Raw genomic sequence first — 23,849 nt, 5'->3', positions numbered from 1 at the left:
GCTGGCTTTACCATTAGTAAGAAGGACGATGCAGCGTTATTTGAACTTCCCAAAATCCTTAATGACGACCTTCGCTGTGCAGCGTACATCCAGGTTAGAATAAACCTCATTCCAATCCAGGGCACTCCACTCCTCATAGCTGAGGCTGTTTCTAACATATTTGCCGATGCCAAGACTGTCCACTTTGTTTTTCTGCATCAGCTTAACCATCGATTCAGCTTCTTTCATGATATACTCAGACATCTGTTTCTCTACCGCCTGACGGTCTTTGTCCTTGTTAAGCTGATACTTTCCTAAATATTCTAAAACAGAACCTTTAATATCAATTCGAAATTCGACGGAAAATGACTCGTCTTTGATTCGTTTTACATGAATCTCTCGATCATTAATGACAGAGTTAAACAGAAGACGCTCTGTCTTTCCATCCACCTTGCCTAAATTAATGCTGATTTCTCCTTTTTTGAAGTTTTGCCGCAGGATCGAAAATATAAGCGATTTTTCCGGCTCTATTTTGGTGACATATCTATCCTTATTAAATAAGGCAATACCATCCATTGTAATATTTTTGGCAGTCTCTTTAAGAATCGGTGCGACCGGATCTATTCCGTCATCAAAATAATCCCTTGCGAAATCGTAGATCGTCACAACTGGAATTTGACTGGATCCCGCTTCCTTTTCCAGCATTCTGTCGACATATTGGCTGGTACGGGGATGCTGCGTATAGTTTTTGACGATTAAATCATGCGCGCTTCCGTTAACGACTACCACCTTCACGTTCTGGGAAATAGAAGGATCTCGAATCAAACTTTCGATATGCTCCCAAATACCTCTCTTAGCCAGCGTAAGCCCAAATAATGTATCCCTTAATTGCCCGCTTACAAGGTTGAGCTCTGTCTGTTCCGAAAATTTAATTTTTGCTTCTTTGCCTGAGTAAGCAGTAGCAGATAACGTTTCCCTGAGCATTTTCCCTTCGGGGTCTGCCTTGGGAATATCTACGGTAACTAACAATTCATCATCTAAATTTTCTTCATCCTTCTGGAGCAGGTCATAGCCTGCAGTTTGCATAAAGCCCTGCTTTTCCAGAATTCGCTGATCTTTACATCCGATCAGAAATAGAAAGAACAGGCTGATAACTCCCAACTGGAATACCATTCTCATGATGATCGGGCTCCTTTAAAAGCAAGAAGAATGAATATGAGTAATATAGGCAGGCCAAACGCAACCATCAGCTCCGCCATACCTAAATATTGCAGCCACTGTCCCACTTCCATTAATGTATCCGGAATCCATGCGACTGCATAACCGATTGCAATAAGGATGAGGATGATAAGATTCACATTCATTTTGGGCAGCATCCGGCTGACGGCCAATTGAGCCGACCAGGTGTAAAGAGCCACGGTAATGAGCGTCGTAAATAAGAAAAAGCTGTATAATAAATTTTCGATTCGCTCGATAAAGGGCAACCGAATGTAGGACAGCAGATCAAGAAGCGGATAAACCATATTTTTCAGCTGGTCGAAGCTGTAAAATCCGAAACAGATGAAACAAAAAACGACATAGGACAGCGTAGTCAGAACATTGCCTGCGACGACAGCCTTTATAAACTTTTTGTTGTTTTCAACATACGGAAACAGAAGCATACAAAGCTCATATCCCAAAAAAGCGGTAAATACTAAAAATCCGCCTTCTATGAAATGAGTATCTCCTTTAAATATAAACGGTGTCAGCCTTGCCCAATCAAAATCCTTTATAAAAAAGAGCTGAAGCAGCACCATCCACATCGTTATCCAAAAAAAGCTTGTTGCCGCTTTTGACATATTGTAAATTCCTTTAATCACGAGCAAGAAGCAAAGAACGTCGATCAGCAGCTTTAAGAGCATCGGATGGGTCGTATTATAGGATACGATCTGAAAAATATAAACATAGTTTTTAACGACCATAGAACCCGTAAGCGTCCAAATTCCGATTAGTATCGCATATATGGGAACAAGGATAAATTTAGGAATGACGCTTTCTAAGATTTGAAAAATGGATTTCCCCTTCCCCATTCGATATACCAGTGAGATGATGTATATATTAACATTGACCAAGAAAGAAATGATTAGCAATCCGATCCATCCGTTATATCCGAAGTTTTCGGCCAATAAACGAGGCAGGCTCATAATAACCACGCCGGTCTGGATCATATAAATCAAGATTGCGGTATGGAAAGGGTATAATTTCTCCTTCAATGAATGGCCACTTCCCTTTATTGCTTCATTTTATTTTTCACTGGATTTGGCGTCTTGGATTGGGTTGGTCTTTTTATGAGCATCCAGAATGGCGCTCTTATAAAGGTATCGCGCCAATCACCCGTTTTATTTGGAGCAATAGGCGTCAAATACGAACTCTTTAGACTGGTCAAGCCGGATAAATGGATGACCATCAGTCCAACTCCGATCATTAACCCAAAATTACCCAATAAACCCGCGAGCAAAATAAGTCCGAATCGTGCCAGCCGTATTGATGCGCTCATCATATAACTGGGGATCACAAAGGACGCAATGGCAGACGATGCTACCGCAATAATTAAAATATTGCTGGTCAACCCCGCTTGAACAGCGGCTTGTCCGATCACGATACCGCCAACGATACCGATCGTTTGGCCGATTTTGGACGGGAGCCTGGCTCCCGCTTCCCTTAATAGCTCAATCGTTACTTCGAGCAATAAAGCCTCATAAATCGGCGGAAAAGGAACCCTGCTCCTTGATTCGGTTAAGGTAAGCAATAAGTCCTCGGGGACCATCTCATAATGAAACGTAGTGACGGAAACATATAACGCTGTAAATGAAATCGTAATGATGAAGGCGGCAAATCGAAGCAGCCGCGTTGCAGTGCCTAGAGCCCATCTCTGGTAATAATCATCCGGTGAAGAGAAAAATTCGAAGAAGGAAGCGGGTGCCGAAATAACGGAAGGACTCCCGTCAACAATCGCTACAATTCTCCCTGCCACAAGCTTGGAAACGGCTGAATCTGCTCTCTCCGTCGTCGGAAACTGCGGAAATATCGAGTTGGGGGCATCGTCAATGTATTGAACGAGCATCGTCCCATCATGAATCGCATCCACTTCAATGATTTCGATTCGTTTCACGAATTCTTTCACATAATCCATATTGGCAATACCATCGATATAGAGGATATAAACATCGGTTTTTGTTACTTCCCCAACCTCGCATTTCAATACTTTAAGACGAGGGCTTTTAACCCGTCGTCTTATGAGAGACAGGTTTATTGCCGCAGCTTCTACAAAAGAATCATGCGGCCCCGTAATGACAACCTCGGTTTCCGATTCTGAAATGGCGCGGGAGTCGGGCTTGAATACACTAATGGCATAGCTTTTTCCTTGATGGAAAATGGCTACTGCACCGTTTAATATGTTGTTGATTAAAGTATCGGAATCTGTCATTTCTATAAATTGTGAATGTTGTAACAGCTGCGATACTTCATTCTCTTTAACATTTGCAAAAGGTATTGCAATTTCACGCGAAAACTCTGTACTCCCCATTAAATGCCCAAAATACACCATTTGAATTTGAAGGTCAGGCATCGTTCGACAAATGATATCTGCACAATCTTTAAACTCGTTTATCGTATGCTCAAATGAAGGGCTTTGGATTTGGTCCTGAATGTCTTCCTGTGCCATAGTTTCATCTTTATGACTCATTTCATTCCTCGCTTATCTCTCTCCGTTATCTATTCAATGTGGTCATATTTAACGGAATTATACTCCAGCCTATGTCTTTGAAATGGGCATCCGCACAATCCAAAACGCATACTCCTGCATAGGTATAGACAGGAGAACTGTAAATTGCTGCTTGGAGGAATGGTCATGCATTCATCTTTCCATACACACCGCATTCAACAGAACGGCTTTTCAAGAGATGAATTTTTGCTTGATATGAAGCAAGGCGATATAAACGGAGACGGCATACCCGATCATGTTTACTTAATAGGACATAAACCGGATGGCCCATCCGGTATTTTCGCCGATCAGATCAAGCTTGTCATTCAGGACGGCTATTCCCAGAAACGAATTGTCGTTGCTTTGCAAAATAATGCCGGGTACAATGCCTCGGTGCTGCTTGGCGATTTCGATCAGAATAAAATTCCGGATATTCTCGTGAGCATTGATTCCGGGGGAAGCGGAGGGTACGGAACCTTCTATATCTACTCCTTTGCGAACAACACGCTGCGCAAACGGTTTGATTCGGAAGACTATAATCAGGAGTACAAGTTTCGCGTCAACTTTGAAGACCACTACAAGGTAGCTGTATCGAGTCCCCAGCTTGATGTTCTGTTCTTGATTGATATCAGCGGTAAAGGAAGCCGTTACTTAAATGAGCTTTACAAAGAAAACGGAAAATTAAAAAAGCCCGTTCAGGGCGAGGTGCTTGCGATTGCGGCATTGAACCCGATCGTGACAAATGAAAATCGCATATCCTTTGATTTGCTTGCTCTCCAGCGCATTATCGGACCAACAAACGCCGATACGCTAGGATATGTGGAGAATCTATTGAGCTGGGAAGGAAGCTCCTTTACATCCTCCAGGCTGACCGTTGCCATTCTTGGCACGAAGCTCATCTCCCATTTCTAATCCTTTTGGCGTTATGGCGCGAATAGTAAAATGGCCCAATCCTTGTAAGTCCCTTTTGCATACAATGCTCTAGCCCAATTGATTAGGAGTGATTATCCATGTCATTTATGCCTCCTCCCGGCCCGCCTCCGGGACCGTTTGGACCGTTTGGACCGATCGGGCCGTTTGGCCCACAAGGACCTCAAGGGCCTCAAGGGCCGCAAGGACAACCAGGCATGATGGGAGCGCCAACTGCGCCGCCCCCTTCGTTTACGCCGCAGCAGCCTTCTCCGTCCTTGTTCGCCGTTGATCCTGGCGCTATTTCCGGTTGTTTGTTCAGAAATACCTTTGTTTGGCTTCAAAATGGTCAAGGCTTTTGGTTTTTCCCCGTATTTGTTGGGCGGAATTCTGTCGCCGGCTTCCGTTGGTTTGGAAGATCATGGATGTATATGGGGATTGATTTGCGTCAAATCAGCTCTTTTACTTGCAGCTAAACCCCTCTTATATATTCAAAACGGCTTCCTCTCAATCATGAGAAGGAAGCCGTTTTCATTTGATATCGACTATGCGCTTGCACCGCGAAGCATGCTCTTCATATAACTGCTGCATGCGACAAGGAAGTACAGCGTCTGCATCGCAATATAAATGCCGATAACGATAAAGGAATAGATCCAGTTAGAGGATTCCATCATATTATCGAGTGCTTGCATCGCAAATAAAGCGTGAGAAATACCGACGACAACAGGAACAAAGAACACGATGCCGACTTGCGTAACAACGATTTTTCGAATCTCGCCCTTCGTCATGCCGATTCGGGTCAGAGCTCTAAACTGTGCTTGATCCTCCTGCAGCTCAGTAAAGAGCTTGAAATAAATCATACTGCCGGAAGCGATAAAAAATAACAAGCTGATGAACATACCTATAAACAGCGTTAATGAAACCGTCTCGTTTATTTGTTCCAAATGGCCTGCGCGCCTAAAATCTATTTGACCTTGGAGTTCTTCAGGCACCAGCTTACTCAGCTTATCAGCAGTCGCAGCTGAATTCTCCCAATCACTCAGCTCGTAGCCGTACATCGTAAACAGCTGTTCCTCCGRCACGCCCGATAACAGCTCCATATAGGAGAAATCATCCATTACGAACGTGTAATAATTGCTCTGAAGCCCGTTCATTACCGTCGCTTCATTCACGCCGCTAATTTCGAATTGTGTTGCTTTGCCGTTGATGCTCCCTTTTACAACGCCGGTCGGATTTGTATCCTTTCTGGAAAATGACGAAACTAGAATTACCTTGCCATTTTCAGGTTGAATGTTTGGCTGACTCGTTAATTCAGCAAGCTTATTGTAATCCGTAGCAGAGAGAATCAACGCATCAAAATCCGATTCGCGGAACTCCTCGTCTCCCCATTGGACGGAATAACGATTAATAAGCACGCCGGCAGCCTTTATTTCTTCCGTTATTTGAAAGCCATCCTCGGCGACGATACGCTTTAGCTCAGCAGGATCGATGACTTTATGCGTATTTAAGCCCGTCTCGCTGTAGGCAAGAGTGAAAGGCGAGTTCTCGAGAATCCCTTTTTTTCCGCCGATCTGCAAAATATAGACGGTTCCTAAGGCGGTCATAATGACGGCGCTCAAAATCGATACGATAAAAAGAATCCGTGCATTGTCTCTTATTTTGTAGCCAAGCTGGGCGAAAACAATCATATTCGTACGCTTGTAATATACCGAAGCCCGCTTCTGGATAAACCTTAGCAGCAATATGCTGAGCTGCGTAAAGAGAAAGTAAGTTCCGATTACGACGGTAACCAATATGGGCAGTGCCAGTATAATAAAAGTTCCGCTGTTCATGGCCAAGGCCATGCCGTACGCTGCCATTAAACAGAATACAGCCACGGCAACCAGCCAGGGTGAAAATACGAGCTGCCCCTTTGGCTTGCGCGCGGCTTTCAGCAAATCGACAATTTCGGTACGGCCGATGCGAAGCGCAGTCCAAATGGAAATTAGCATAAACAGGACAAAAAATCCGCCTGCGGTAAGTCCAATCGCTTTAACAGGCGCTGCAAAAGGAATCGTTTTTTCTAAACTCAACAGCACCGATAGAGCCATAAAAAACAGCTTGCTGAACAGCATGCCGAGTCCGATCCCTACGACGATAGCCAAAAAGGCGATCGCGGCATTTTCGTAGATGACCAGCTTTCGCAGCTGTACTCTTGTCATGCCGAATAAGGAGAATAAACCAAACTCCTGCTGCCTCGTCTTTAGAAAGGCGGAATTGGAATACAGTACAAACAAAAACGAGAATATAACGATAATGTACTCGCAGAAAACCATGCCTTCACGTATTTTCGATGCCGCCATAATATAGCCGCTCACTACCTCGGGATGGTAAAGAAATGCCGCATAAATGTAAAAGATCATAACGGAAAACACGCTGCTCAGAAAAAATGCGCTGTATGATCGCCAGTTGCCCCGAATGTTACTAAGCGCGAGCGAACGGAACGTCATCGAAATTACCTCCCAGCACGCTGAGAGCGTCTAAAATTTGTTGGAAGAATGCTTGTCTATTCGAACCGCGGCGAATTTCCGAGAAAAACTTCCCATCCTTGATAAATACGATTCTCTGGCAATAGCTCGCAGAGAACGGATCATGCGTCACCATGAGCACTGTCGCCTTAAACCGCTCATTCATATCCTTAAGCGAATCCATGACATCCTTCGCCGATTTCGAATCCAGATTTCCGGTGAGCTCGTCGGCCAGCACAAGCGAAGGTTGGTGAATAATAGCCCGTGCGATCGCAGCTCGCTGCTTCTGTCCGCCTGATACCTCATAGGTCCGTTTATTTAGTATCGATGCGATTTGCAGCAATTCCGCGAGCGGATTCAGCTTCTGCTCAATTAGTTTCGGTGCTATGCCCTCCAATACGAGCGGCAAAATGATATTTTCCTTTATCGATAACGTATCCAGAAGATTAAAATCCTGGAAGACGAAGCCAAGCTCGCGCCTTCGGAATAAAGCCAACTTCTTATCGGCCAGCTTGCTTGGATTGACGCCGTTGATTTCGATCTCGCCAGAGGTTGGCCGATCAATCGTTGATAATAAATTTAGCAGAGTTGTTTTCCCGCTTCCTGAAGGTCCCATTACGCCTACGAACTCTCCCGCTTCAACCTGCAGTTCAATATCTTCAAGCGCTTTATATGCAACGTTACCTTTGCTGCTGTATATTTTGCCTAGCCCTTGTGCTTTTAGTACGCTCATTGCTTTGTTCCTCCCCAAATCTGATCCATAGTGTGCTTCGATAGCCTTAGTATAGACGAGAAGGATACATGAATCCCATCGATTTCCCTTTCAATTATCTGCGAACCTTACAAAGTTGTCACCTAGTCGCTGCTCTCCTCTTGGCTGCCTAGTATATGAATGCCTCGCGGCTTAAATACGACAGTCATCGCCGTGCTCTCTCCCATAACGGAGGTTACGGACAGCTCGTGGCCCAGCCGGCTGCATACCTGCTTCGCCAAATAGAGACCCATCCCTGTCGACTCCCCTGTTGTACGGCCGTTCTCCCCTGTGAAGAATGGATCAAAAATACGCGGCAGCTCATGCGGAGCTATGCCGATCCCCTCATCTGACACGGTAAGCTTGCCTCCGCCATTTCCGAAAGCTTCCATCGTAAAATTAATCTTTTTGGCGCCCGCTTTGCTTTTGCTGTATTTGATCGCGTTGCTGACGAACTGATTTAACACAAACGTCATCCACTTCTCGTCCGTTTCCACCCAAGACTCGCCGTCAATGCGCGGAAAAATGGAGTGCCTTATACACAGCTTCTTATGTGCATTTACCACGTTCCTTGCCAAGGCATGCAGCGCCGTTTGCTTAACATGGAGATCAATTTCAAACTTGCCCAGCCTTGCGGTATAAAGCATCATTTCAAGCCCGCGCGTCATTCGGTCCGTCTCTTCCTGCAGGCTCAGCGCAAGCAGCCTCTGTTCTTCCTGAGTGGATGCGGGCTTCTGCAGCGCTTCTTGCGCCAGCAAGTCGACAACCGATACTGGCGTCTTCATATGATGTACCCATTGGAGCACAAAATGATTGTGCAGCTCCTGCTGCCGGCGATACTTGCCGAGCTCGTTCAAATAGGCGCGGTTCTGCTCCTCGAGCATCTTGGAGACAAGCTTCTGCTCCTGCGTAACGGTGGTTTTTATAATCGACGTAGCCTTGAGCTCTTCAGACCGGTTAATTGCATCGATTAATTGCTTAAAATAAGCACGCTGTCGAACGTAATCAACAGCCAGCCATACCCCAAGAAAAAATAAGGCCAGCAACATAAAATAATAAACCGTACCCAGCTCGACAAGGCCTGGATAACGCTCTCGCTCAAGAAGCAGCATGCTGAACGACAGCAAAATAATCAACAAAGCCATAAAAATAAACAACAGCCTGTCACGTAAAAATAACGCCAGCGACAAGCCTCTCATCAGGGCGCCCCCTCTGGGATAATCAACTTATAGCCCTGACCGCGCACGGTTTCAATCGCTTTTTGAAGCCCAAGCTCCTCAAGCTTTTTCCGAAGTCTCGTCACGTTTACGGTGAGCGTATTATCGTCAACAAATTGCACGTCATCCCAGAGCGCCTCCAGCAATTGCTCGCGTGACACGACGACGCCCGTTTGCCTCATCAAGCATTCAGCAAGCAGCTGCTCATTTTTCGTCAGCTCGACGCGTTGGCCGTTCCATTCCAGTTCGTTGCGATTCAAAAAAAGGCGCAATCCGTTTGCTGACAACTCCCCATGCGACACGGCTCCTGTGTCAGCTGCTGCCGTCGATCCGGGCGCCGCATATTCCCCATAGGTTCTCCTCAGCACACTCTTCACCTTCGCCATAAGCAAATCCAAGTGAATCGGCTTCGTTATGTAATCGTCGCCGCCGTTCTCGATCGCCATCACCTGATCCATTTCACCTGCTCTTGCGGAGATGAAAATAATCGGAATTCTCGACCTGGCACGGATTTGTCTGCACCAATAATAACCGTCGAAATACGGCAAATTAATGTCCAGCAGCACCAAATGCGGCTCAAAGGCCTCCAGCTCAGGCATAATTTCGCGAAACTGATTGACGGCAGCCGCCTCAAAGCCATATTTATTCATGTTATTTTTCAAAATAGAAGCGATTTTGTCATCGTCCTCCACGATAAAAATACGATACACGGGGATCCTCCTCATCCTTTTCATTTCTAACAATTATAGCTTACCTTAATGTTCACAGGAGGAAAAACAGAAAAAAGGAGCCCTTTTACAGGCCCCTCTTTCGACGGTGTTTGATCGTATGAGTCTCTTCACATCTAACACTTCACATTGTTAAGATTACTTGGGCACCGCTTGTTTGCATTCCGGTTTAATGGATCGCAGTAAGCGTGTGTGTTCGAGAATGCTCTACGACACAACCCCTCGCTTTCATAAAAGCTTAGTGATTAAATTAAATAAGTTCCTCCTGCAGCCCTAGCACCAATTGGTCCAACGGAACCACACCTCTCTTCACACCGTCAATACTATCATGCACCTTTTTCGCAAAGCTTATTCATAAAACGAATTAAAAAGTTGAGTTTAGAAACGAATCGCTTTTCAAGTAAGCCGATGGTGAGCTGATGAACAGAAAAAAGGAGCCTTTTCAGGCCCCTCTTTCGACGGTGTTTGATCGTTCGAGTCTCTTCACATCTAACACTTCACATTATTAAGAATACTTGGGCACCGCTGGTTGCATTCCGTTTTAATGGATTGCAGTAAGCGTGTGTGTTCAGAAGAGTTCTGCGACACAACCCCTCGCTTTCATAAAAGCTTAGTGATTAAATTAAATAAGTTCCTCCTGCAGCCCTAGCACCAATTGGTCCAACGGAACCACACCTCTCTTCACACCGTCAATACTATAATGCACCTTTTTCTCAGAGCTTATTCATGCAATCGAAAATTTTTGTTTATTTCGTAAATCACTCACTATTGGAACATATAAACCATTTCTCCCGCGAAAAAAACGATAACAAAACTAATAACTAACATCATTTTGATTGTTGTCGCTTTGCTACGCTTCATTATGTCATTTGGCTCCGTTTTGCTTGTCCACGTTCGTTTTTCCTTAATCGCCGTGATTGCCACTAGGCCGCAAGAACAACTGATCGGCGAATGAAACGAATACCCTTGCATAGTTACGTTATAGCTTCCTTTTTGAACCGTGTGCTTCCTGCCGCAAGACGTACACCCTACTTCAATAAAATGTCTATAATCATGAATGAATTTCATATGCCGCTATCCCCCAAGGTGATTGATCTATAGACGTGAAGCCGAAAAGCTATGCACAAACGGCTAATGCCGTTCTCTGCGGCAAAAGCTCGTTTTGATGAGATATATAAACAGATTTATAAGAAATACATATAACTTCTTAAATATATGAGCAAAAAAATCTTCCGGGATGTGCAGGGAGCCCCATACACATTCCGGAAGATACAATCCCTATTTCTTCTAGATTAACACTCACCGGCAGCAGCCGGTTTGCCTGCGTCGCTCACTGTGCGGAACGAGGAGCCGCAGCCGCATGTTGCGCTGGCATTCGGATTTTCGATCGTGAAGCCGCCCCCCATTGCCGATTCCTTGAAATCGATAACGAGACCATTCAAATATTTAATGCTGTCGGCGTCGACGACAACTCTAAGGCCTTCCATATCCAGCTCCTTGTCGCCGTCATGCTGCTCATCGTCAAAGCCCATTCCGTAGGAAAAGCCGCTGCAGCCGCCTTCCTTTACTCCGATACGCAGGAAAAGCTCAGGTCCGCCTTCTTCTGCGAGCATTTCTTTTATTTTGTCAGATGCTGTATCACTTATTGTGATCATGCTACATCCCTCCGTTTATCCGTTTAATCGAATGTGTTGCAACTCACTTACTTATTTGTAGTATACTCCAGTTTCTTCACTTGCTCAATAGCAGCATGCCTACTAACTCATTTCCCATTTTTTGGCGTACCGCTTACTTTTCTTATTGCTCATGTTACATATGAGGTTTATAATAGTTACAGCTTCTTAATCGGAAAAGAAAGTTCTTTTTTTCACAATCTAAAGATATCGAGGTGGCCCGGCCATGAACGTCGTTATACCGACAGAAGATACAAAAATGCAGGAAATTATTGAAAAAGTGCGTCATGGACAGCGTTTAACATTAGAGGATGGCGTTTACTTATATCAATCAGATGATTTACTCACGATTGGACAGCTTGCTAATGAAGTCGCTCTGCGCAAAAATGGCAAAAAGGTTTATTTTATCGAAAACATGAGTCTTTACTTCACGAACGTATGCGAAGCCCATTGTGCGTTTTGCAACTTCCGCAAAGATGAAGGCGACGAAGGCGCATATACGCTAAGCGGTCAAGAAATGATTGAATACGTAGAGAAGCATTTTCACCCTGGCGTTCGCGAATTCCATATCGTCGGCGGTCACAACACCAATGTTCCATTCCAATATTATGTGGATTCACTCAAAGCATTAAAGGATCGTTTTCCTGAAGTAACGCTTAAAGCGTACACGGCTGCAGAAATCGATTTTTTCTCGCGCATTAGCGGCTTATCCTACCGTGAAGTGCTTCAAGAGCTTATGAAAGCCGGCTTGCAGTCGCTCACTGGCGGCGGCGCCGAAATTTTATCCGATCATTATCGCAAAAAAATGCGCGTAGATAAAGCCGATGTTACCCAATATTTGCAGGTACATCGCACGGCTCATGAGCTTGGCTTGCGCACGCATACGACCATGCTTTACGGTTCGATTGAAACCAAAGAGGATCGTATTCGCCACTTGATGCATATTCGCGAGCTTCAGGATGAAACGAACGGATTTCTTGTATTTATTCCGCTCTCGATGCAGCCGATCAATCCGAGAGCCGGCATTCGCCGCCGCAACTCAGCATTTGAGGATTTGAAGACGATTGCCATCAGCCGTTTGATGCTTGATAACTTTCAGCATATTAAAGCTTATTTCATTAACATCGGCGTACAGCTGACGCAGGTTGCTCTAACAATGGGCGCTTCGGACGCGCACGGTACCATCGTCAAGGAAAAAATCAGCCATGCCGCAGGCGCCCTTACGCCGGAAGGCATTACCCGCGAGGATCTGATCTGGTTAATTAAAGGCGCAGGCCGCATCCCGGTTGAACGCGATACTTTTTACAATGAAATTAAAGTTTATGAATGAGTAATCAGCATCACGGAAGCACAAAATAGATTATCATCAAGAGGCGTGGAGTTGGAAATCCTATGAGAAAACTTATTATTTTGGGCGGCGGCTACGGCGGCCTTGCCATCGCAAACGAACTGCTTGAGAAGCAAATGCCAATCGACGTATCTATCGTATTAATTGATCGGATGCCGTTTCAAGGCTTAAAAACAGAATATTATGCCCTTGCTGCCGGAACGGTTTCCGATTTGGAGCTTCGCGTCAAATTCCCGGTCGATCCGAGAATTTCATTAGCTTACGGCGAAGTTACCGATGTGAATGTGGAGCAAAAGCTTGTCCATATCGAAGGCCAAGAATCAATGGCTTATGAATGGCTGGTTATTGGTCTTGGCTGTACGGATAAATACCATGGAATTGAGGGTGCCGAGCAATATTCGACAAGCATTCAGACCTTCTCGGCAGCCCGGAAGACTTATGCTCAGCTGAATGATATTAAGCCATACGGACAGGTATCAATCGTAGGCGGAGGTTTGAGCGGCGTTGAGGTTGCAGCTGAACTGCGCGAAAGCCGGCCTGACCTTAATATCCGAATTTTGGATCGCGGTCCAAGTGTGCTTTCTGCCTTCCCGAGCAAGCTGCAATCCTTTGTCACGGAATGGTTCGAGGAACATCATGTTGAAATGCGCGGCCATGTTGGACTTACTAGAGTCGAAGGCGGCATATTGCATGATTGTAATTCAACAACGCCTATTTATACCGATGTTACGGTATGGACGGCAGGCATCCAGCCAGTACCGATCGTACAACGCATGAATTTGCCTAAGGATAACCAAGGCAGACTCATAATAAACGAATATCATCAGCTGCCTGATCATAACGATGTATTCATCGTAGGCGACTGCGCTGCGCTGCCGCTCTCTCCAAGCGGTCAAGCAGCCGGAGCCCAAGGCAAGCAAATCGCCGAGGTTTTGCAGGCGATGTGGCATGATAAAACGCCTCGTCTTGGCAAGCTGAAGCTAAAGGGCGTACTCGGCTCACTTGGAAAGAAAAGCGGATTTGGCCTTATGGGGGGCACTGCGATCATGGGGCGTGTGCCGCGGCTTGTTAAGAGCGGCGTGCTCTGGCGCTCTAAGCGCCATCTTGGCTAGCACCGATTACAGATCATCCAGCAGCTTGTCCAAAGCTTCCTTATCGGCCTGCTGCTGGTCTATTGCTTTCAATATGTTCTCATGAAGTTCGTCTACCGTTTCAGCAGATACAATTGCGCCATCCACTAACGCGAATGGGTTCAAATAACATTCGCCGCAATTGCCCAAGCAGCCGTATTCGGTTACTTCATATTCATCATTTTCTTCAAATATTTTCATTATCCGGTCCGTGCCGTGATGCATATTACTGGCACAAAACTCGATCATTGGTTTAAACACCATGCTTCACCTAACTTTACTTAGTTACTATCCATTTTCAATTGCTTCACTTTGTACTATAATAGGGGAGAAAGGAGATGATTGCAATGAGTGAACAAGTACAAGACACGATGTATGACGAAGTTTTGGACGTACTCGATAAGCTTCGTCCGTTTTTGCAGCGCGACGGCGGCGACGTTGAGTTAGTTGATGTCGAAGGCGGCATCATCAAGCTTCGCCTAATGGGGGCATGCGGTAGCTGCCCAAGCTCGACGATCACGCTTAAAGCGGGTATCGAACGTGCTCTTCTTGAAGAAGTTGAAGGTGTAATTGAAGTCGTTCAAGTATTTTAATATATAAGAACGAATCATGATGGCCTTGAAACACAAATGATGAAGAGTCTTATCAGAAGCAAGGAGTCCTGCTCCTTTGCTCATTGATAAGACTCTTTTTTTGCTTATTCGCGATTAAAACATGCCTTTGATGTTAGCCACAATAGGATCAAAGCCGCCTGTGACGTCAATGACGTTCCCTGTTAAGAAATTCGACTGTCTGTCGCAAAGGAAAAGCACCACTCGCGCTACGTCCTCTCCTGCGCCTGGACGGCCAATTGGAGATTCATTGTCGTACTCTTCCTCTACCTCAGCAATGGACCGTTCTTTATTCACGCCGCGAATATCTCCAGGACCGATGAGATTAACGGTGATGCCATACGGTGCTTCTTCTACCGCTAGAGATTTTGTAAAGGATACTAGCCCTGTCTTCGCGGCGGCATAGACGGCGCGGTGAGGCCAGGCTCTTGCTTCTCCCGCATGACCGAAGCCGAAATGGATGACGCGTCCCCACTTGCGTTCACGCATGCCTGGCAGCAATCGATGGTCAAGCAGCATTACGCCTAACAAATTGCCATGCAGCAGCCTAATGATCGTCGCTTCATCATATTCGCTGAATAGACGCCGCTTCCGAACGAATGGTCCTGCATTATTGACAAGAATGTCAACGCCCCCAGCCCATTCCTCCGCAGCATTCGCGAGCTTCTCTGCTCCCTCAACGGTTGCTACATCCGCCTGTACCGTAAGCGCCTTTACGCCCAGCTGCTCGATCTGTGCCTTAACCTGCTGTGCTTCATGCTCGCTCTCGTAGTAATTAATGACAACATTACAGCCTTGCTCGGCTAGCTGGATCGCCGTTCGTTTGCCGAGTCCTTTCGCGCTGCCTGTTACTAATGCTGTTTTGCCTCTCAGTCCCACGAGTTTTCCCCCCTCGGGATTATGTGTGCTTGTTTCGCATCAATCCGCATGCGTATTGAAACGTAAGCAGTAGTGATTCCATCGCCAGGTACAAGCCCTGCGTCAAATCGGCAGATTGCTCCGCCACATTTTCTAATTTGATCTCTTCGCCGTACATCCGATTGCTTTGAATCAAGTCATCCTGCATCTCCGAGTTCATATAATGAATCTCGGTGTTCCTTCGTTTCCGCAGCCTTGTCATCGACTCCTTGTATTTCTCTTTCACGTCATTAAGCTTCCAAGTAAGCTCCGGATGAGCTCTCTTCTCTCTCATATTCCGCAAAACCGTGAAATAAGAAAAATGGGCTTTGATTCGTTCCGTCCGCATATCGAGGAGCTCGTTTAGGAGCGTACCGAGCTTGTCCAGCAAGGAGAAGACGCGGATAAAGGCATTTTTATCGAAGTAGATATAACGATTATAATAGATTCGTTCCTCATCTGTCATTTGATTAAGCGAAGAGGAGGTAACTTTATGTTGAAAGTGCAGCGATACATAGTGGCTTTGCTCAAGCTCATCCAAAGAGGAGCGCAGGCCTAGCGTCCATATTTCATATTTGCGAAGCTTTTGGACGTCTTCTCCGCCTGCCTTTATTTTTTTGGACAGGATCGCAACGAACTGATCCATTAAACGGAATGTTTCTGCAAGGGTTCCTTCCGCTTCTCTCAAAGGTTCATTAAACATGAAGCGCAGCATCATCGATCAGTCCCTTCATCAAAAGAGTGACATCTGCCAACCAAAAATTTAAGTTCGTAATAGCAGGCAAACCTGCAAGCGAATTTTCACGTTTGCAGGCTTGCAGGTTTGGCGCATGACTGGAAGGAGACGCATATTCATCTACCTTCAGCATGTCCCATATTCGCTTTTTTTCTCCGCAATCCTTTTTTACGCCTTTACCGCCCTTCGCGTAGCCTCCACGAACGAACTAAAATATCCATGAGTATTCCGAATAAGCCGGTAACAATTAAATTATGCAAAAGGTTGGTGAACAAAAACCATTCCGAATTCGTTATCGTAGCCGTCAGCAGCGCGCCGCTGAAAATTTGAGTAACAACAAGGCCAAGCGTCCATGCAGCGGGCTTAGTTAAGCCGGCTCCGCCCTTACTGACTTTACGAATGTGCATATATAGGCCAGCTAGGCTGATGGCTAGCAGCAAGGCTGCTACGCGGTGTATAAATACAGCTCCAGTAGCGCCATTGATTTCTGGAACGATCTCTCCGTTACAAAGCGGCCAGCCTAGACAGCCGCCACCCGAATCGGTATGCCGTATAAAGGCTCCAAGGTAAACAACGACGTAACTATAAATAGCTGTTGCAAGCACGCGGGGAAAGATCGAACGCGGTACCTTAAACACCTCAGGCGGTCCGTTTTTGGCACGGAACGTCCAAATAACCAACAGCAGAGTTGAAGCAAAGGCGATTAATGAGATTCCAAAATGAATCGCCATAATAGGCGGTGATTGGGGCCACATAACGGCTGCTGCTCCCATTAAAGCTTGAATAATCGTAAAGAGTAGAGCGCCGCCTGCATAAAAAAGAGGCTCCTTAAAGCCTGTCCTATCTTTTCTATACCGCAAAAAAATGGAAACGCAAGTAGCAAGAACAAGAAGTCCCTCAAAGCCAGTTATAAGCCGATGTGAATATTCGATCATGGATTCAATCGTATAAGCCGGTATAAATTTCCCATGGCACAAAGGCCAATCATCACCGCAGCCTCGTCCAGAATCCGTATTCGTGACAAGTGCTCCGCCGAGCAGTACAAGAAGCATTCCGATGCACGCAGCGACTGCCAACGCGCGAAAACGCCCGGTTACCATAATAAAATCACCTTATTTCGTGTTTTAATAACAGTTCAATTATAGCCATAAAAAAAGGCAAAAGCCATGTTGAAAATGTGACACTTCCGAGTAAAACACGATTAAAAAAGGAAAGCCCGCGCCTAGGTACGATTTCCCCTGAAACGCGGACTAACGATTACTATTGTGTCAGCGCATCGCTGACTTGTATCGCGCGATTTACGAATTCCTCGATTTCCTCACGTGTCTTGCGAAGCTTGCTTACGAAACGGATAAGCTCCTTACTGCCGCGGAAAGCGATAAAGCTCGGAATGCCTAATATGTTCAGCTCTGAGCATAGATCAGGAAGATCATCGCGATCTAACTCAATGAAGGTGACCTTGCCTTCATATTGACGCTCCAAGTCTGGCATGAAGGGATTAATAAAATGACAATCCTTGCACCAGGTTGCTTTAAACACCGCAATCGTGAGCCCTTCGCTTGCTACCGCTTCGCGAAACGCTTCATCTGTCGTTAATTTTCTCATGCTGCACCCCTTACGGTTCTAATAAATGATTTAACGTTATTCCAGCTATGGATTAGACTTCCCGATCGAGCGTAAATACTTTCATATCCTCGTCAAGAACCGTCCAGCCAATCTTTGCTTTTATTGCCGCAGCCAAATTGCGTGCAGGCACGTAAGTTACCCCGTCAATAACAGTCACAGGGAATGACCATTTAACGTTTTTGCCGTTAACTACAGCGGTATCGCTGCCGTTCTTCAAAACAATCGTTGTATTCGTCGCTTCATCGAATACCTTCAAGCTTTTTGTTTTTTTATCATAGGTAAGCACTCCGCCCAGCCGCTCGACCGTATTGCGCAGCGGTATAAGCGTGACGTGGCTGGCGGTGACGATAACCGGATTATAGTATTGGTAAGAATACCATGTAAGGTTTTGTTTATTAATATGCAGCTTATTTTTCAACAGATCGTAAATCGCAGATTTTTCATCAAATTGCTTCAACACTTGATAGCCTTGCATCGAGAACAATTTTTCGACCGGGAAATTCTTAGCGGATGCGACTGGAACTTCCGCCTTCACCTGTCCGTTTACATTCCAGGATTCGCTCTCAAATTTAACGGTAAGGCCTTTAATCGGCAGTACCCCAATTTCTGGAGTTTGGCTCGGTACATACGAAAGTTCATAAACCTGCTTGCGAATATCAAGCTTGTTGTCCACGAATACGTCTGCTTTTATCGTAAGATCCTTGCTGAATATTTCATCAAGCGTTTCCTGATCCTCTTCCTCAAGCAGCTTCAGCTCATCCTGCAGCTCGGTAAGCATAAGAGCGATGCCATCCGTTGCTTCCTTAAGCGCCTCTGCTGGATCAGCAGTATCAAGCCCGCCTTCCTCAAAAGGAATTGTACCGGCTGCTTCCCAAATATCCGGGTTACTTTGCAAAATTTCGAATACGCCCGCAACCATCTTATCGAGTCCCGCTCGGTCAGCGATAAGCGCATCTACGTATTTTTTAACCCATGCCCAAATTTCAGGGCCGTCTAAGTCAACATGCACCTTCATCAAAGAAGTTGCCGTTCCATTAATTGTCTCATACACCGGCTTCACATCAATGCGTTCCGGGTTCGGAAGATTATGTATGACATAAGTTCCAACCGTATCGATTAACTTTTGACCGAGCGCCGTAACCGCTGCTTCGTCTACTCCGGGAACCTCTTCTGACGCGGTTTCCACCGGCAAACCGGTCAGACCTGCAACACCCGACATACCCAGCAGGCTCTCGTTTGTCAGATCCAGCACAAACGGCTGCTTAGCGCCTTCAAGCTCCATTACCGCTAAGGTATCCGACATCTTCAAAGCAAACTTAATGCTCGCGGTATCTCCAAAAATCAAGCTGCCGTCAAAAGAAATATGCGAGTCGTCCTGCGTTTTCACGTTATTCAACTGCAGCTTTACATTGGAGACAAGCTTCATCATGGCTAGATCCTCTTCAGAGGATCCCTCATATGCGGCATCATCAAGCAAAAGCTTTAATTCTACGGATTGTTTGCTCTCGCTAGAAGTTACCTTCAAGGAATTTTTTAATACCGTGTTAAAATCCAAATTAGAAATCGCTTGACAGCCTGCTGCAAAAACGAGTGTAAATGCTAATAACAGCATGGTCAGCTTTTTAGGTCTTGCAAAAAAATTTCTCATCCATTCGTCTCCTTTATGATTGAATATAGTAGGCCTTTTTTACTGACAAACTCTATTCATTGTACAGGAGACTCTAGTTAATGTAAATGTATGGAAAGCTCTAGTTTTGTCGATTTTACTAGACTTCTGCGCTTTTTTACAGCGAATATTGTCACAGGATTCCTATCTGCTTGATTGAATTGCTCGGACGTGCTGCCCAGCCGAAAAATTCGCAAAAATCACGCAGAGGCGCAGCCCATGAGCAGCCAACCGACTAGCATAGCAACAGCAACAACGATTGCGATACCCGCCTGATGAGTACGATCCATTTTGCTTCCCCTCCAATAACCAACTACTGGCTATTGTAAGGGGAATATCTTATCGCGAATGCCTTCTGGTGCTTATAATTTGCTTAATGAATTCTTAAGTTTTGAGTCACAGCAGCGGAAAGCAGGTTTCAAATACGGTTTCTTTCGCCGAACTGCTGACAGAAATTTTTCCGTTATGAGACTCCACAATACTCTTCGTAATCGCGAGACCGAGCCCGGTTCCACCCGACTCCGCCGTTCGTGAACGATCAACACGATAGAAACGGTCAAAGATATAAGGTACATCCTTCGCTGGAATGGGATCGCCAAAATTTATGATTCGAATAATGGCTTCTTCATGCAGCCTTTCCACCTGGATATCGATAAATTTCCCCGCATGTCCATATTGAATGGCGTTTGCGATGAGGTTATCATAGGCTCTGGCCAGCAGCTCCCCGTCAGCCGAGATCCATATTGCAGGCTCATCGGTATGAATACGGCAGCTCATTCCCGCCTTCTCAAGGCTCGGAACAAACTCTTCGGCGAGCTGCCTCACGAAACCTACGATGTCCAGCTTAGCTAAGGTAAGGGGCATATCGTTGTTTAATTTCGTGTATTCAAACAAATCATCGATTAAGCCTTTTAAATTTTTCGATTTCTCATACGCAATGTTAACAAAGTAACGAAGCTCCACTTCATCTTGGTACCGGTCCTGCTCAATCAGCTCAAGAAAGCCGAGTATGGAGGTAAGCGGCGTACGCAAATCATGTGAAACGCCCGTTATTAAATCATTTTTCGATTTCTCGGCATTTCTTTCTTCTTGCAGCAAATGATTAAATTGCTTGCCTAATTCATTGATGCTGCTGGCGATTTCACCGAGCTCATCCTCAGCTTTGACCGGAATTTCATGATCAAACTTGCCGGAAGCCATTTGCTGCAATCCATAACGAATTTCCTTCAAATATAGAATCATGTTTCGACTCGTCCAGAAAAAAAAGCCAAGAAACAGCAGGCATCCGAATAGAGCAATAACCGGCGTTGAACCGATATGGTTGACGATCCAGATCAAAGTCCGGTCGTACGGTGTGTATTGAATAAGCACGAAGGCGAATAAATGCCCCGCAATAACAAAGCAAAGCATTAGACCCAGGCTCTTTAGAAAGGCTGCCATAAAGGTCCAGCGGATCGTGCGGAAAAGCGGATGGCTCGGCTGACTGGGCGGGTACGATTCGCGATGCCCGCTTGGTAGCCAGGCCAGACTTTGCTTGAACAGCTTTTTATAGCAAAGGCCAAATATTAAAATAACGGAGGCCAGCATTATTGGCGAAGAGCCGATATGCTCAACAATCCATTTCAGCGGTTTGTCATAGGGCGGAATTTTAATCATGAACGCAAGCAGCAGCCGTGCGAGCCATGCAAGCGCCAAAGCGATTACGAGGCTCGCTGCAGCCATTTTTAATAGGTTTCTTTTTATCATTTCATCTCCTGTATTTTAAGGGTTTGCTTGAAGACGAAGGCTCCCCACGTTATTCATGCTTAGAGCGCCTCCATTTTATAGCCGATTCCCCACACGGTTTTTATGTATTTGGGATGTTGAGTGTCTTTTTCGATTTTTTCGCGAATTTTGCGGATATGGACCATAACTGTATTTTTTGATTCCATGAAGGGCTCGTTCCATGCGCTCTCATAAATCTTATCCATGCTAAGGACAATTCCCCGGTTCACGGCCAACAAGCTAAGAATGGCGAATTCATGGGGTGTGAGCTTAACCTCCTTCTGATCCACTGTAACCGTATGCGTAGCCGTGTTGATCACCAGATCATCTACGATCATTTCATGCTCGTTCCGAACCGATTGTGCATGGAACTGCTTTGCTCTGCGAATATGCGATTTTACGCTTGCCAACAGGACCAGGGGGCTGAAAGGTTTCGTTACATATTCGTCTGCTCCAAGGCTGAGACCCGATATTTTATCGATATCTTGTGTTTTGGCGGAAAGCATAATAATCGGAATATGGTTACTTTCGCGTATTTTCATGCATGCCTCAAGACCGTCCATAACGGGCATCATCACATCCAATATAATTAGATCGATTTTATGGCTATTTAACAGCGCGAGCGCTTCTAGCCCGTTGGAAGCCTTTAGCATCGTAAACCCGTCATTTTTAAAATAGATGTCCATTAAGCTTAAAATTTCTTTCTCGTCATCGACCATCAGAATGGTTTCTCTTGTCATGCTTATGCTCCTTTCAACCGAAAGCTACGTACAACTTATTAAACTTAGATAAGATTCATGAGACGAATAAAAAAATATAGCATTGCTATTTTGGTTATTTTTTGCATATTAGTCAACAAAAAAAGAACGTTCCCTATTATGGAAACGTCCTTCGCCATTAACTTTTCTAGCCTTTATACCGCTTTCTTATAGAAAGGTTTTAAAACAAGTGAGAGGATCTTACGCAAAGGTCCAGGGAACGAGCGTATATCCTCCGGCGTTATAACGCGCAGCGCTGCCAGTAAAATGAGATAAAGTCCTCCTACAATGGCCGAAGTAACGGCAAACGCTAAGAAATAGGATAGCTTGTCAGCCCAAGCATCTGTCCATGACAGCACGGCATATTCTGCGCCCCAGCCTGCCAAGGCCGGTATCGCGATTGCTGCCATATAGGCCAGCCACTTGCTGCCGAGTATATTCAAATTGACTTCCTTATTGATTGTTCGTACATTCAGTGCCGTAATGACAATAAAGCAAATTGTTGATCCGATAATGAGTCCGTATACACCAAGAAAAGGAGCAAGCGCAAAGCTGGTAACGACCTTTAAACCAATCCCGATAAACGTATGATTCATGGGCTGCTTGGGTTTATTGAGGCCGTAGAGAATCGAGTTAGAGATCATCATCGTAATTTGAAAAATCGCTCCGGCCGTCAGCAAAGCAACGGTATTGCTGCCGCTTGGACTCTTAAATAAAAGACCAGTTACCGAATAGGATGCGACGGTGAACAGCAAAGCGACCGGTACGCCAGTAAAGCAAACAATCCGCATAACGAGCGAGGATTGCCGCTGTACTTCTTGTATATTCTTCAAGGCATAGGCCGAAGAAATGACCGGAATAATCGAAGCGCCAAGCGCAATAGCCAAAATAGGCGGGATGCCCGCAATGCCCATCGCTTTGTTCTGATATTCCGCGAGTACTTTTATTGCCGTGTCATGGTTGTAAAAAGCAGTCGTCAGCCTCACAAAGAGCGTCTGATCGAAGAAATAGACAAATTGCACGGTCATAGCCGTTACGACGGCCGCAATTGAGGTTCTGAATATTTCCCGGTAAATCGTACGAAACGGCAGCTTGGAGCTTGGCATTGCTGCCTTGTCGCTTGTTATGGCAAATGCTTCGGTACGATCCTGCTTTTTGAGTTTTCTGGCAAACCACATCATGACCGAAAATGCGCCGATGCTTCCGAGTACCGAGCCAAACGCAACGGCAGCCGCGCCGTATTTATCACCCCAGCCTAAACCGAGTATGATAAAGGCGAGCCCGATACCGCCGATGAGCCGTAAAATTTGTTCCATAATTTGCGATATGCCGCCGGCGGCCATAATTTGCCTACCTTGAAAGTAACCGCGCATCATCGCAATAATGGGAAACAGCAGCAGCGCAGGCGCTATGGCTTGGAGCGATAAAGCTGAGTCCGGCACCCTCGAAATCCGTTCATAGACAGGCGCCAGTACAAACAAGGCAGTGGCGAGCAGCAAGCCTGTCACAGCACCAAACATTAAAGCGGCCTGATAGATCCGTTTCGCCTCGTCCGGCCTGCCCAGCGCATAACGCTGCGATATCATCTTACTAATGGACAGTGGAATGCCCCCGGTAGCGATCGTTAACAGTAATAAATAGATGGTATTCGCTGAGTTGAAGGCTGCTTGCCCGAGCGATCCCAGCATGTAATCGAGCGGTATTCTCTGGAATAAACCGAGAAAACGGACGACCAGGGCTGCAGCCGTCAAAATAATGGTACCTTTTAGTAATGAGTCTTTTTTTAGCATAATGGTATTCCGAAGTC

The 23,849-nt window shown here is 45.7% G+C and carries 23 protein-coding genes; 5 read left to right on the top strand and 18 right to left on the bottom strand.

Annotated features, from left to right (window positions below):
• Positions 1-36: 36 nt before the first annotated feature.
• Genes AC1DLI_RS05775 through AC1DLI_RS05765 form a run of 3 tightly spaced genes read right to left on the bottom strand, consistent with a single transcriptional unit; the run spans position 37 to position 3,703 of the window.
• Positions 37-1,158 (bottom strand): Ger(x)C family spore germination protein, encoded by a 1,122-nt coding sequence (locus tag AC1DLI_RS05775; RefSeq protein WP_477600482.1) that lies wholly within the window; start codon positions 1,156-1,158, stop codon positions 37-39.
• Complete coding sequence (locus AC1DLI_RS05770; RefSeq protein WP_477600480.1) at positions 1,155-2,231, bottom strand: GerAB/ArcD/ProY family transporter; 1,077 nt, start codon at positions 2,229-2,231, stop codon at positions 1,155-1,157. The genes AC1DLI_RS05775 and AC1DLI_RS05770 overlap by 4 nt, the downstream gene beginning before the upstream one ends.
• A gap of 17 nt (positions 2,232-2,248) precedes the next feature.
• Positions 2,249-3,703, bottom strand: a complete 1,455-nt coding sequence (locus AC1DLI_RS05765; protein WP_477600478.1) for a spore germination protein — start codon at positions 3,701-3,703, stop codon at positions 2,249-2,251.
• A 165-nt stretch (positions 3,704-3,868) separates the two neighbouring features.
• Here AC1DLI_RS05765 and AC1DLI_RS05760 point away from each other — a divergent pair, with 165 nt between their 5' ends.
• Together AC1DLI_RS05760 and AC1DLI_RS05755 are read left to right on the top strand one after the other, a co-directional pair.
• A complete protein-coding gene (locus AC1DLI_RS05760) occupies positions 3,869-4,633 on the top strand; it encodes a VCBS repeat-containing protein (RefSeq protein ID WP_477600476.1) in 765 nt (254 codons plus the stop codon).
• A 98-nt stretch (positions 4,634-4,731) separates the two neighbouring features.
• Positions 4,732-5,106 carry a collagen-like protein gene (locus AC1DLI_RS05755; protein ID WP_477600474.1) on the top strand — a complete coding sequence of 125 codons (375 nt, stop codon included), beginning with the start codon at positions 4,732-4,734 and terminating at the stop codon, positions 5,104-5,106.
• A gap of 69 nt (positions 5,107-5,175) precedes the next feature.
• On the opposite strand, the gene AC1DLI_RS05750 is transcribed toward AC1DLI_RS05755, so the two are convergent.
• The 5 genes from AC1DLI_RS05750 to erpA form a co-directional block, all read right to left on the bottom strand.
• Positions 5,176-7,119, bottom strand: a complete 1,944-nt coding sequence (locus tag AC1DLI_RS05750) for an ABC transporter permease (protein WP_477600472.1) — start codon at positions 7,117-7,119, stop codon at positions 5,176-5,178.
• Positions 7,094-7,870, bottom strand: coding sequence for an ABC transporter ATP-binding protein (locus AC1DLI_RS05745; RefSeq protein ID WP_477600470.1), 777 nt, complete (start codon positions 7,868-7,870; stop codon positions 7,094-7,096). Before AC1DLI_RS05745 ends, AC1DLI_RS05750 begins: the two co-directional genes overlap by 26 nt.
• 122 nt (positions 7,871-7,992) lie before the next feature.
• Entirely contained in the window at positions 7,993-9,087 is a 1,095-nt protein-coding gene (locus AC1DLI_RS05740; protein WP_477600468.1) for a sensor histidine kinase, read from the bottom strand.
• A complete protein-coding gene (locus tag AC1DLI_RS05735) occupies positions 9,087-9,815 on the bottom strand; it encodes a response regulator transcription factor (RefSeq protein ID WP_477600466.1) in 729 nt (242 codons plus the stop codon). The genes AC1DLI_RS05740 and AC1DLI_RS05735 overlap by 1 nt, the downstream gene beginning before the upstream one ends.
• A gap of 1,310 nt (positions 9,816-11,125) precedes the next feature.
• Positions 11,126-11,488, bottom strand: coding sequence for an iron-sulfur cluster insertion protein ErpA (erpA, locus tag AC1DLI_RS05730; protein ID WP_477600464.1), 363 nt, complete (start codon positions 11,486-11,488; stop codon positions 11,126-11,128).
• 244 nt (positions 11,489-11,732) lie between these two features.
• Here erpA and mqnE point away from each other — a divergent pair, with 244 nt between their 5' ends.
• Both mqnE and AC1DLI_RS05720 read left to right on the top strand, forming a co-directional pair.
• Positions 11,733-12,836 (top strand): aminofutalosine synthase MqnE, encoded by a 1,104-nt coding sequence (gene mqnE, locus AC1DLI_RS05725; RefSeq protein WP_477600462.1) that lies wholly within the window; start codon positions 11,733-11,735, stop codon positions 12,834-12,836.
• 62 nt (positions 12,837-12,898) lie between these two features.
• The gene (locus AC1DLI_RS05720; protein WP_477600461.1) at positions 12,899-13,966 is read left to right on the top strand and encodes an NAD(P)/FAD-dependent oxidoreductase; all 1,068 of its coding nucleotides are present in this window, start codon (positions 12,899-12,901) and stop codon (positions 13,964-13,966) included.
• Positions 13,967-13,972: 6 nt separating this feature from the next.
• On the opposite strand, the gene AC1DLI_RS05715 is transcribed toward AC1DLI_RS05720, so the two are convergent.
• On the bottom strand, positions 13,973-14,233 hold the full coding sequence (locus AC1DLI_RS05715; RefSeq protein WP_477600460.1) for a YuzB family protein: 261 nt from the start codon (positions 14,231-14,233) through the stop codon (positions 13,973-13,975).
• A gap of 98 nt (positions 14,234-14,331) precedes the next feature.
• Between AC1DLI_RS05715 and AC1DLI_RS05710 the strand changes: the two genes are divergently transcribed.
• Positions 14,332-14,577, top strand: coding sequence for a NifU family protein (locus tag AC1DLI_RS05710; RefSeq protein ID WP_054026871.1), 246 nt, complete (start codon positions 14,332-14,334; stop codon positions 14,575-14,577).
• A 114-nt stretch (positions 14,578-14,691) separates the two neighbouring features.
• On the opposite strand, the gene AC1DLI_RS05705 is transcribed toward AC1DLI_RS05710, so the two are convergent.
• The 9 genes from AC1DLI_RS05705 to AC1DLI_RS05665 form a co-directional block, all read right to left on the bottom strand.
• Complete coding sequence (locus AC1DLI_RS05705) at positions 14,692-15,468, bottom strand: SDR family oxidoreductase (RefSeq protein ID WP_477600664.1); 777 nt, start codon at positions 15,466-15,468, stop codon at positions 14,692-14,694.
• Between the two features lie 25 nt (positions 15,469-15,493).
• A complete protein-coding gene (locus tag AC1DLI_RS05700) occupies positions 15,494-16,210 on the bottom strand; it encodes a Cthe_2314 family HEPN domain-containing protein (protein WP_477600458.1) in 717 nt (238 codons plus the stop codon).
• A complete protein-coding gene (locus AC1DLI_RS05695) occupies positions 16,188-16,361 on the bottom strand; it encodes a hypothetical protein (RefSeq protein WP_477600456.1) in 174 nt (57 codons plus the stop codon). Before AC1DLI_RS05695 ends, AC1DLI_RS05700 begins: the two co-directional genes overlap by 23 nt.
• A 43-nt stretch (positions 16,362-16,404) precedes the next feature.
• The gene (locus AC1DLI_RS05690) at positions 16,405-17,328 is read right to left on the bottom strand and encodes a COX15/CtaA family protein (protein WP_477600454.1); all 924 of its coding nucleotides are present in this window, start codon (positions 17,326-17,328) and stop codon (positions 16,405-16,407) included.
• Positions 17,329-17,488: 160 nt separating this feature from the next.
• Positions 17,489-17,833 (bottom strand): thioredoxin family protein, encoded by a 345-nt coding sequence (locus AC1DLI_RS05685; protein WP_477600452.1) that lies wholly within the window; start codon positions 17,831-17,833, stop codon positions 17,489-17,491.
• A 52-nt stretch (positions 17,834-17,885) separates the two neighbouring features.
• Positions 17,886-19,502, bottom strand: coding sequence for a copper amine oxidase N-terminal domain-containing protein (locus AC1DLI_RS05680; RefSeq protein ID WP_477600450.1), 1,617 nt, complete (start codon positions 19,500-19,502; stop codon positions 17,886-17,888).
• 414 nt (positions 19,503-19,916) lie between these two features.
• The gene (locus AC1DLI_RS05675) at positions 19,917-21,266 is read right to left on the bottom strand and encodes a sensor histidine kinase (protein WP_477600448.1); all 1,350 of its coding nucleotides are present in this window, start codon (positions 21,264-21,266) and stop codon (positions 19,917-19,919) included.
• A 59-nt stretch (positions 21,267-21,325) separates the two neighbouring features.
• Positions 21,326-22,024, bottom strand: a complete 699-nt coding sequence (locus AC1DLI_RS05670; protein ID WP_477600446.1) for a response regulator transcription factor — start codon at positions 22,022-22,024, stop codon at positions 21,326-21,328.
• Between the two features lie 173 nt (positions 22,025-22,197).
• A complete protein-coding gene (locus AC1DLI_RS05665) occupies positions 22,198-23,832 on the bottom strand; it encodes a putative polysaccharide biosynthesis protein (protein ID WP_477600444.1) in 1,635 nt (544 codons plus the stop codon).
• Positions 23,833-23,849 lie beyond the last annotated feature (17 nt).

The organism is Paenibacillus sp. 01T443 (genome assembly GCF_056398325.1).
The sequence above is the reverse complement of the archived record's forward strand: the minus strand, read 5'-3'. Positions and strand labels throughout refer to the sequence as shown.

What these genes read in the sequence shown, in the direction of transcription:
- AC1DLI_RS05700 (WP_477600458.1), bottom strand. Translation starts at nt 16,210, where the DNA reads ATGATGCTGCGCTTCATGTTTAATGAACCTTTGAGAGAAGCGGAAGGA.
- AC1DLI_RS05680 (WP_477600450.1), bottom strand. Translation starts at nt 19,502, where the DNA reads ATGAGAAATTTTTTTGCAAGACCTAAAAAGCTGACCATGCTGTTATTA.
- AC1DLI_RS05665 (WP_477600444.1), bottom strand. Translation starts at nt 23,832, where the DNA reads ATGCTAAAAAAAGACTCATTACTAAAAGGTACCATTATTTTGACGGCT.
- AC1DLI_RS05710 (WP_054026871.1), top strand. Translation starts at nt 14,332, where the DNA reads ATGAGTGAACAAGTACAAGACACGATGTATGACGAAGTTTTGGACGTA.
- AC1DLI_RS05755 (WP_477600474.1), top strand. Translation starts at nt 4,732, where the DNA reads ATGTCATTTATGCCTCCTCCCGGCCCGCCTCCGGGACCGTTTGGACCG.
- AC1DLI_RS05745 (WP_477600470.1), bottom strand. Translation starts at nt 7,870, where the DNA reads ATGAGCGTACTAAAAGCACAAGGGCTAGGCAAAATATACAGCAGCAAA.
- AC1DLI_RS05670 (WP_477600446.1), bottom strand. Translation starts at nt 22,024, where the DNA reads ATGACAAGAGAAACCATTCTGATGGTCGATGACGAGAAAGAAATTTTA.
- AC1DLI_RS05765 (WP_477600478.1), bottom strand. Translation starts at nt 3,703, where the DNA reads ATGAGTCATAAAGATGAAACTATGGCACAGGAAGACATTCAGGACCAA.
- AC1DLI_RS05685 (WP_477600452.1), bottom strand. Translation starts at nt 17,833, where the DNA reads ATGAGAAAATTAACGACAGATGAAGCGTTTCGCGAAGCGGTAGCAAGC.
- AC1DLI_RS05695 (WP_477600456.1), bottom strand. Translation starts at nt 16,361, where the DNA reads ATGCTGAAGGTAGATGAATATGCGTCTCCTTCCAGTCATGCGCCAAAC.
- AC1DLI_RS05775 (WP_477600482.1), bottom strand. Translation starts at nt 1,158, where the DNA reads ATGAGAATGGTATTCCAGTTGGGAGTTATCAGCCTGTTCTTTCTATTT.
- erpA (WP_477600464.1), bottom strand. Translation starts at nt 11,488, where the DNA reads ATGATCACAATAAGTGATACAGCATCTGACAAAATAAAAGAAATGCTC.
- AC1DLI_RS05740 (WP_477600468.1), bottom strand. Translation starts at nt 9,087, where the DNA reads ATGAGAGGCTTGTCGCTGGCGTTATTTTTACGTGACAGGCTGTTGTTT.
- AC1DLI_RS05715 (WP_477600460.1), bottom strand. Translation starts at nt 14,233, where the DNA reads ATGATCGAGTTTTGTGCCAGTAATATGCATCACGGCACGGACCGGATA.
- AC1DLI_RS05675 (WP_477600448.1), bottom strand. Translation starts at nt 21,266, where the DNA reads ATGATAAAAAGAAACCTATTAAAAATGGCTGCAGCGAGCCTCGTAATC.
- AC1DLI_RS05760 (WP_477600476.1), top strand. Translation starts at nt 3,869, where the DNA reads ATGCATTCATCTTTCCATACACACCGCATTCAACAGAACGGCTTTTCA.
- AC1DLI_RS05720 (WP_477600461.1), top strand. Translation starts at nt 12,899, where the DNA reads ATGAGAAAACTTATTATTTTGGGCGGCGGCTACGGCGGCCTTGCCATC.
- AC1DLI_RS05690 (WP_477600454.1), bottom strand. Translation starts at nt 17,328, where the DNA reads ATGGTAACCGGGCGTTTTCGCGCGTTGGCAGTCGCTGCGTGCATCGGA.
- mqnE (WP_477600462.1), top strand. Translation starts at nt 11,733, where the DNA reads ATGAACGTCGTTATACCGACAGAAGATACAAAAATGCAGGAAATTATT.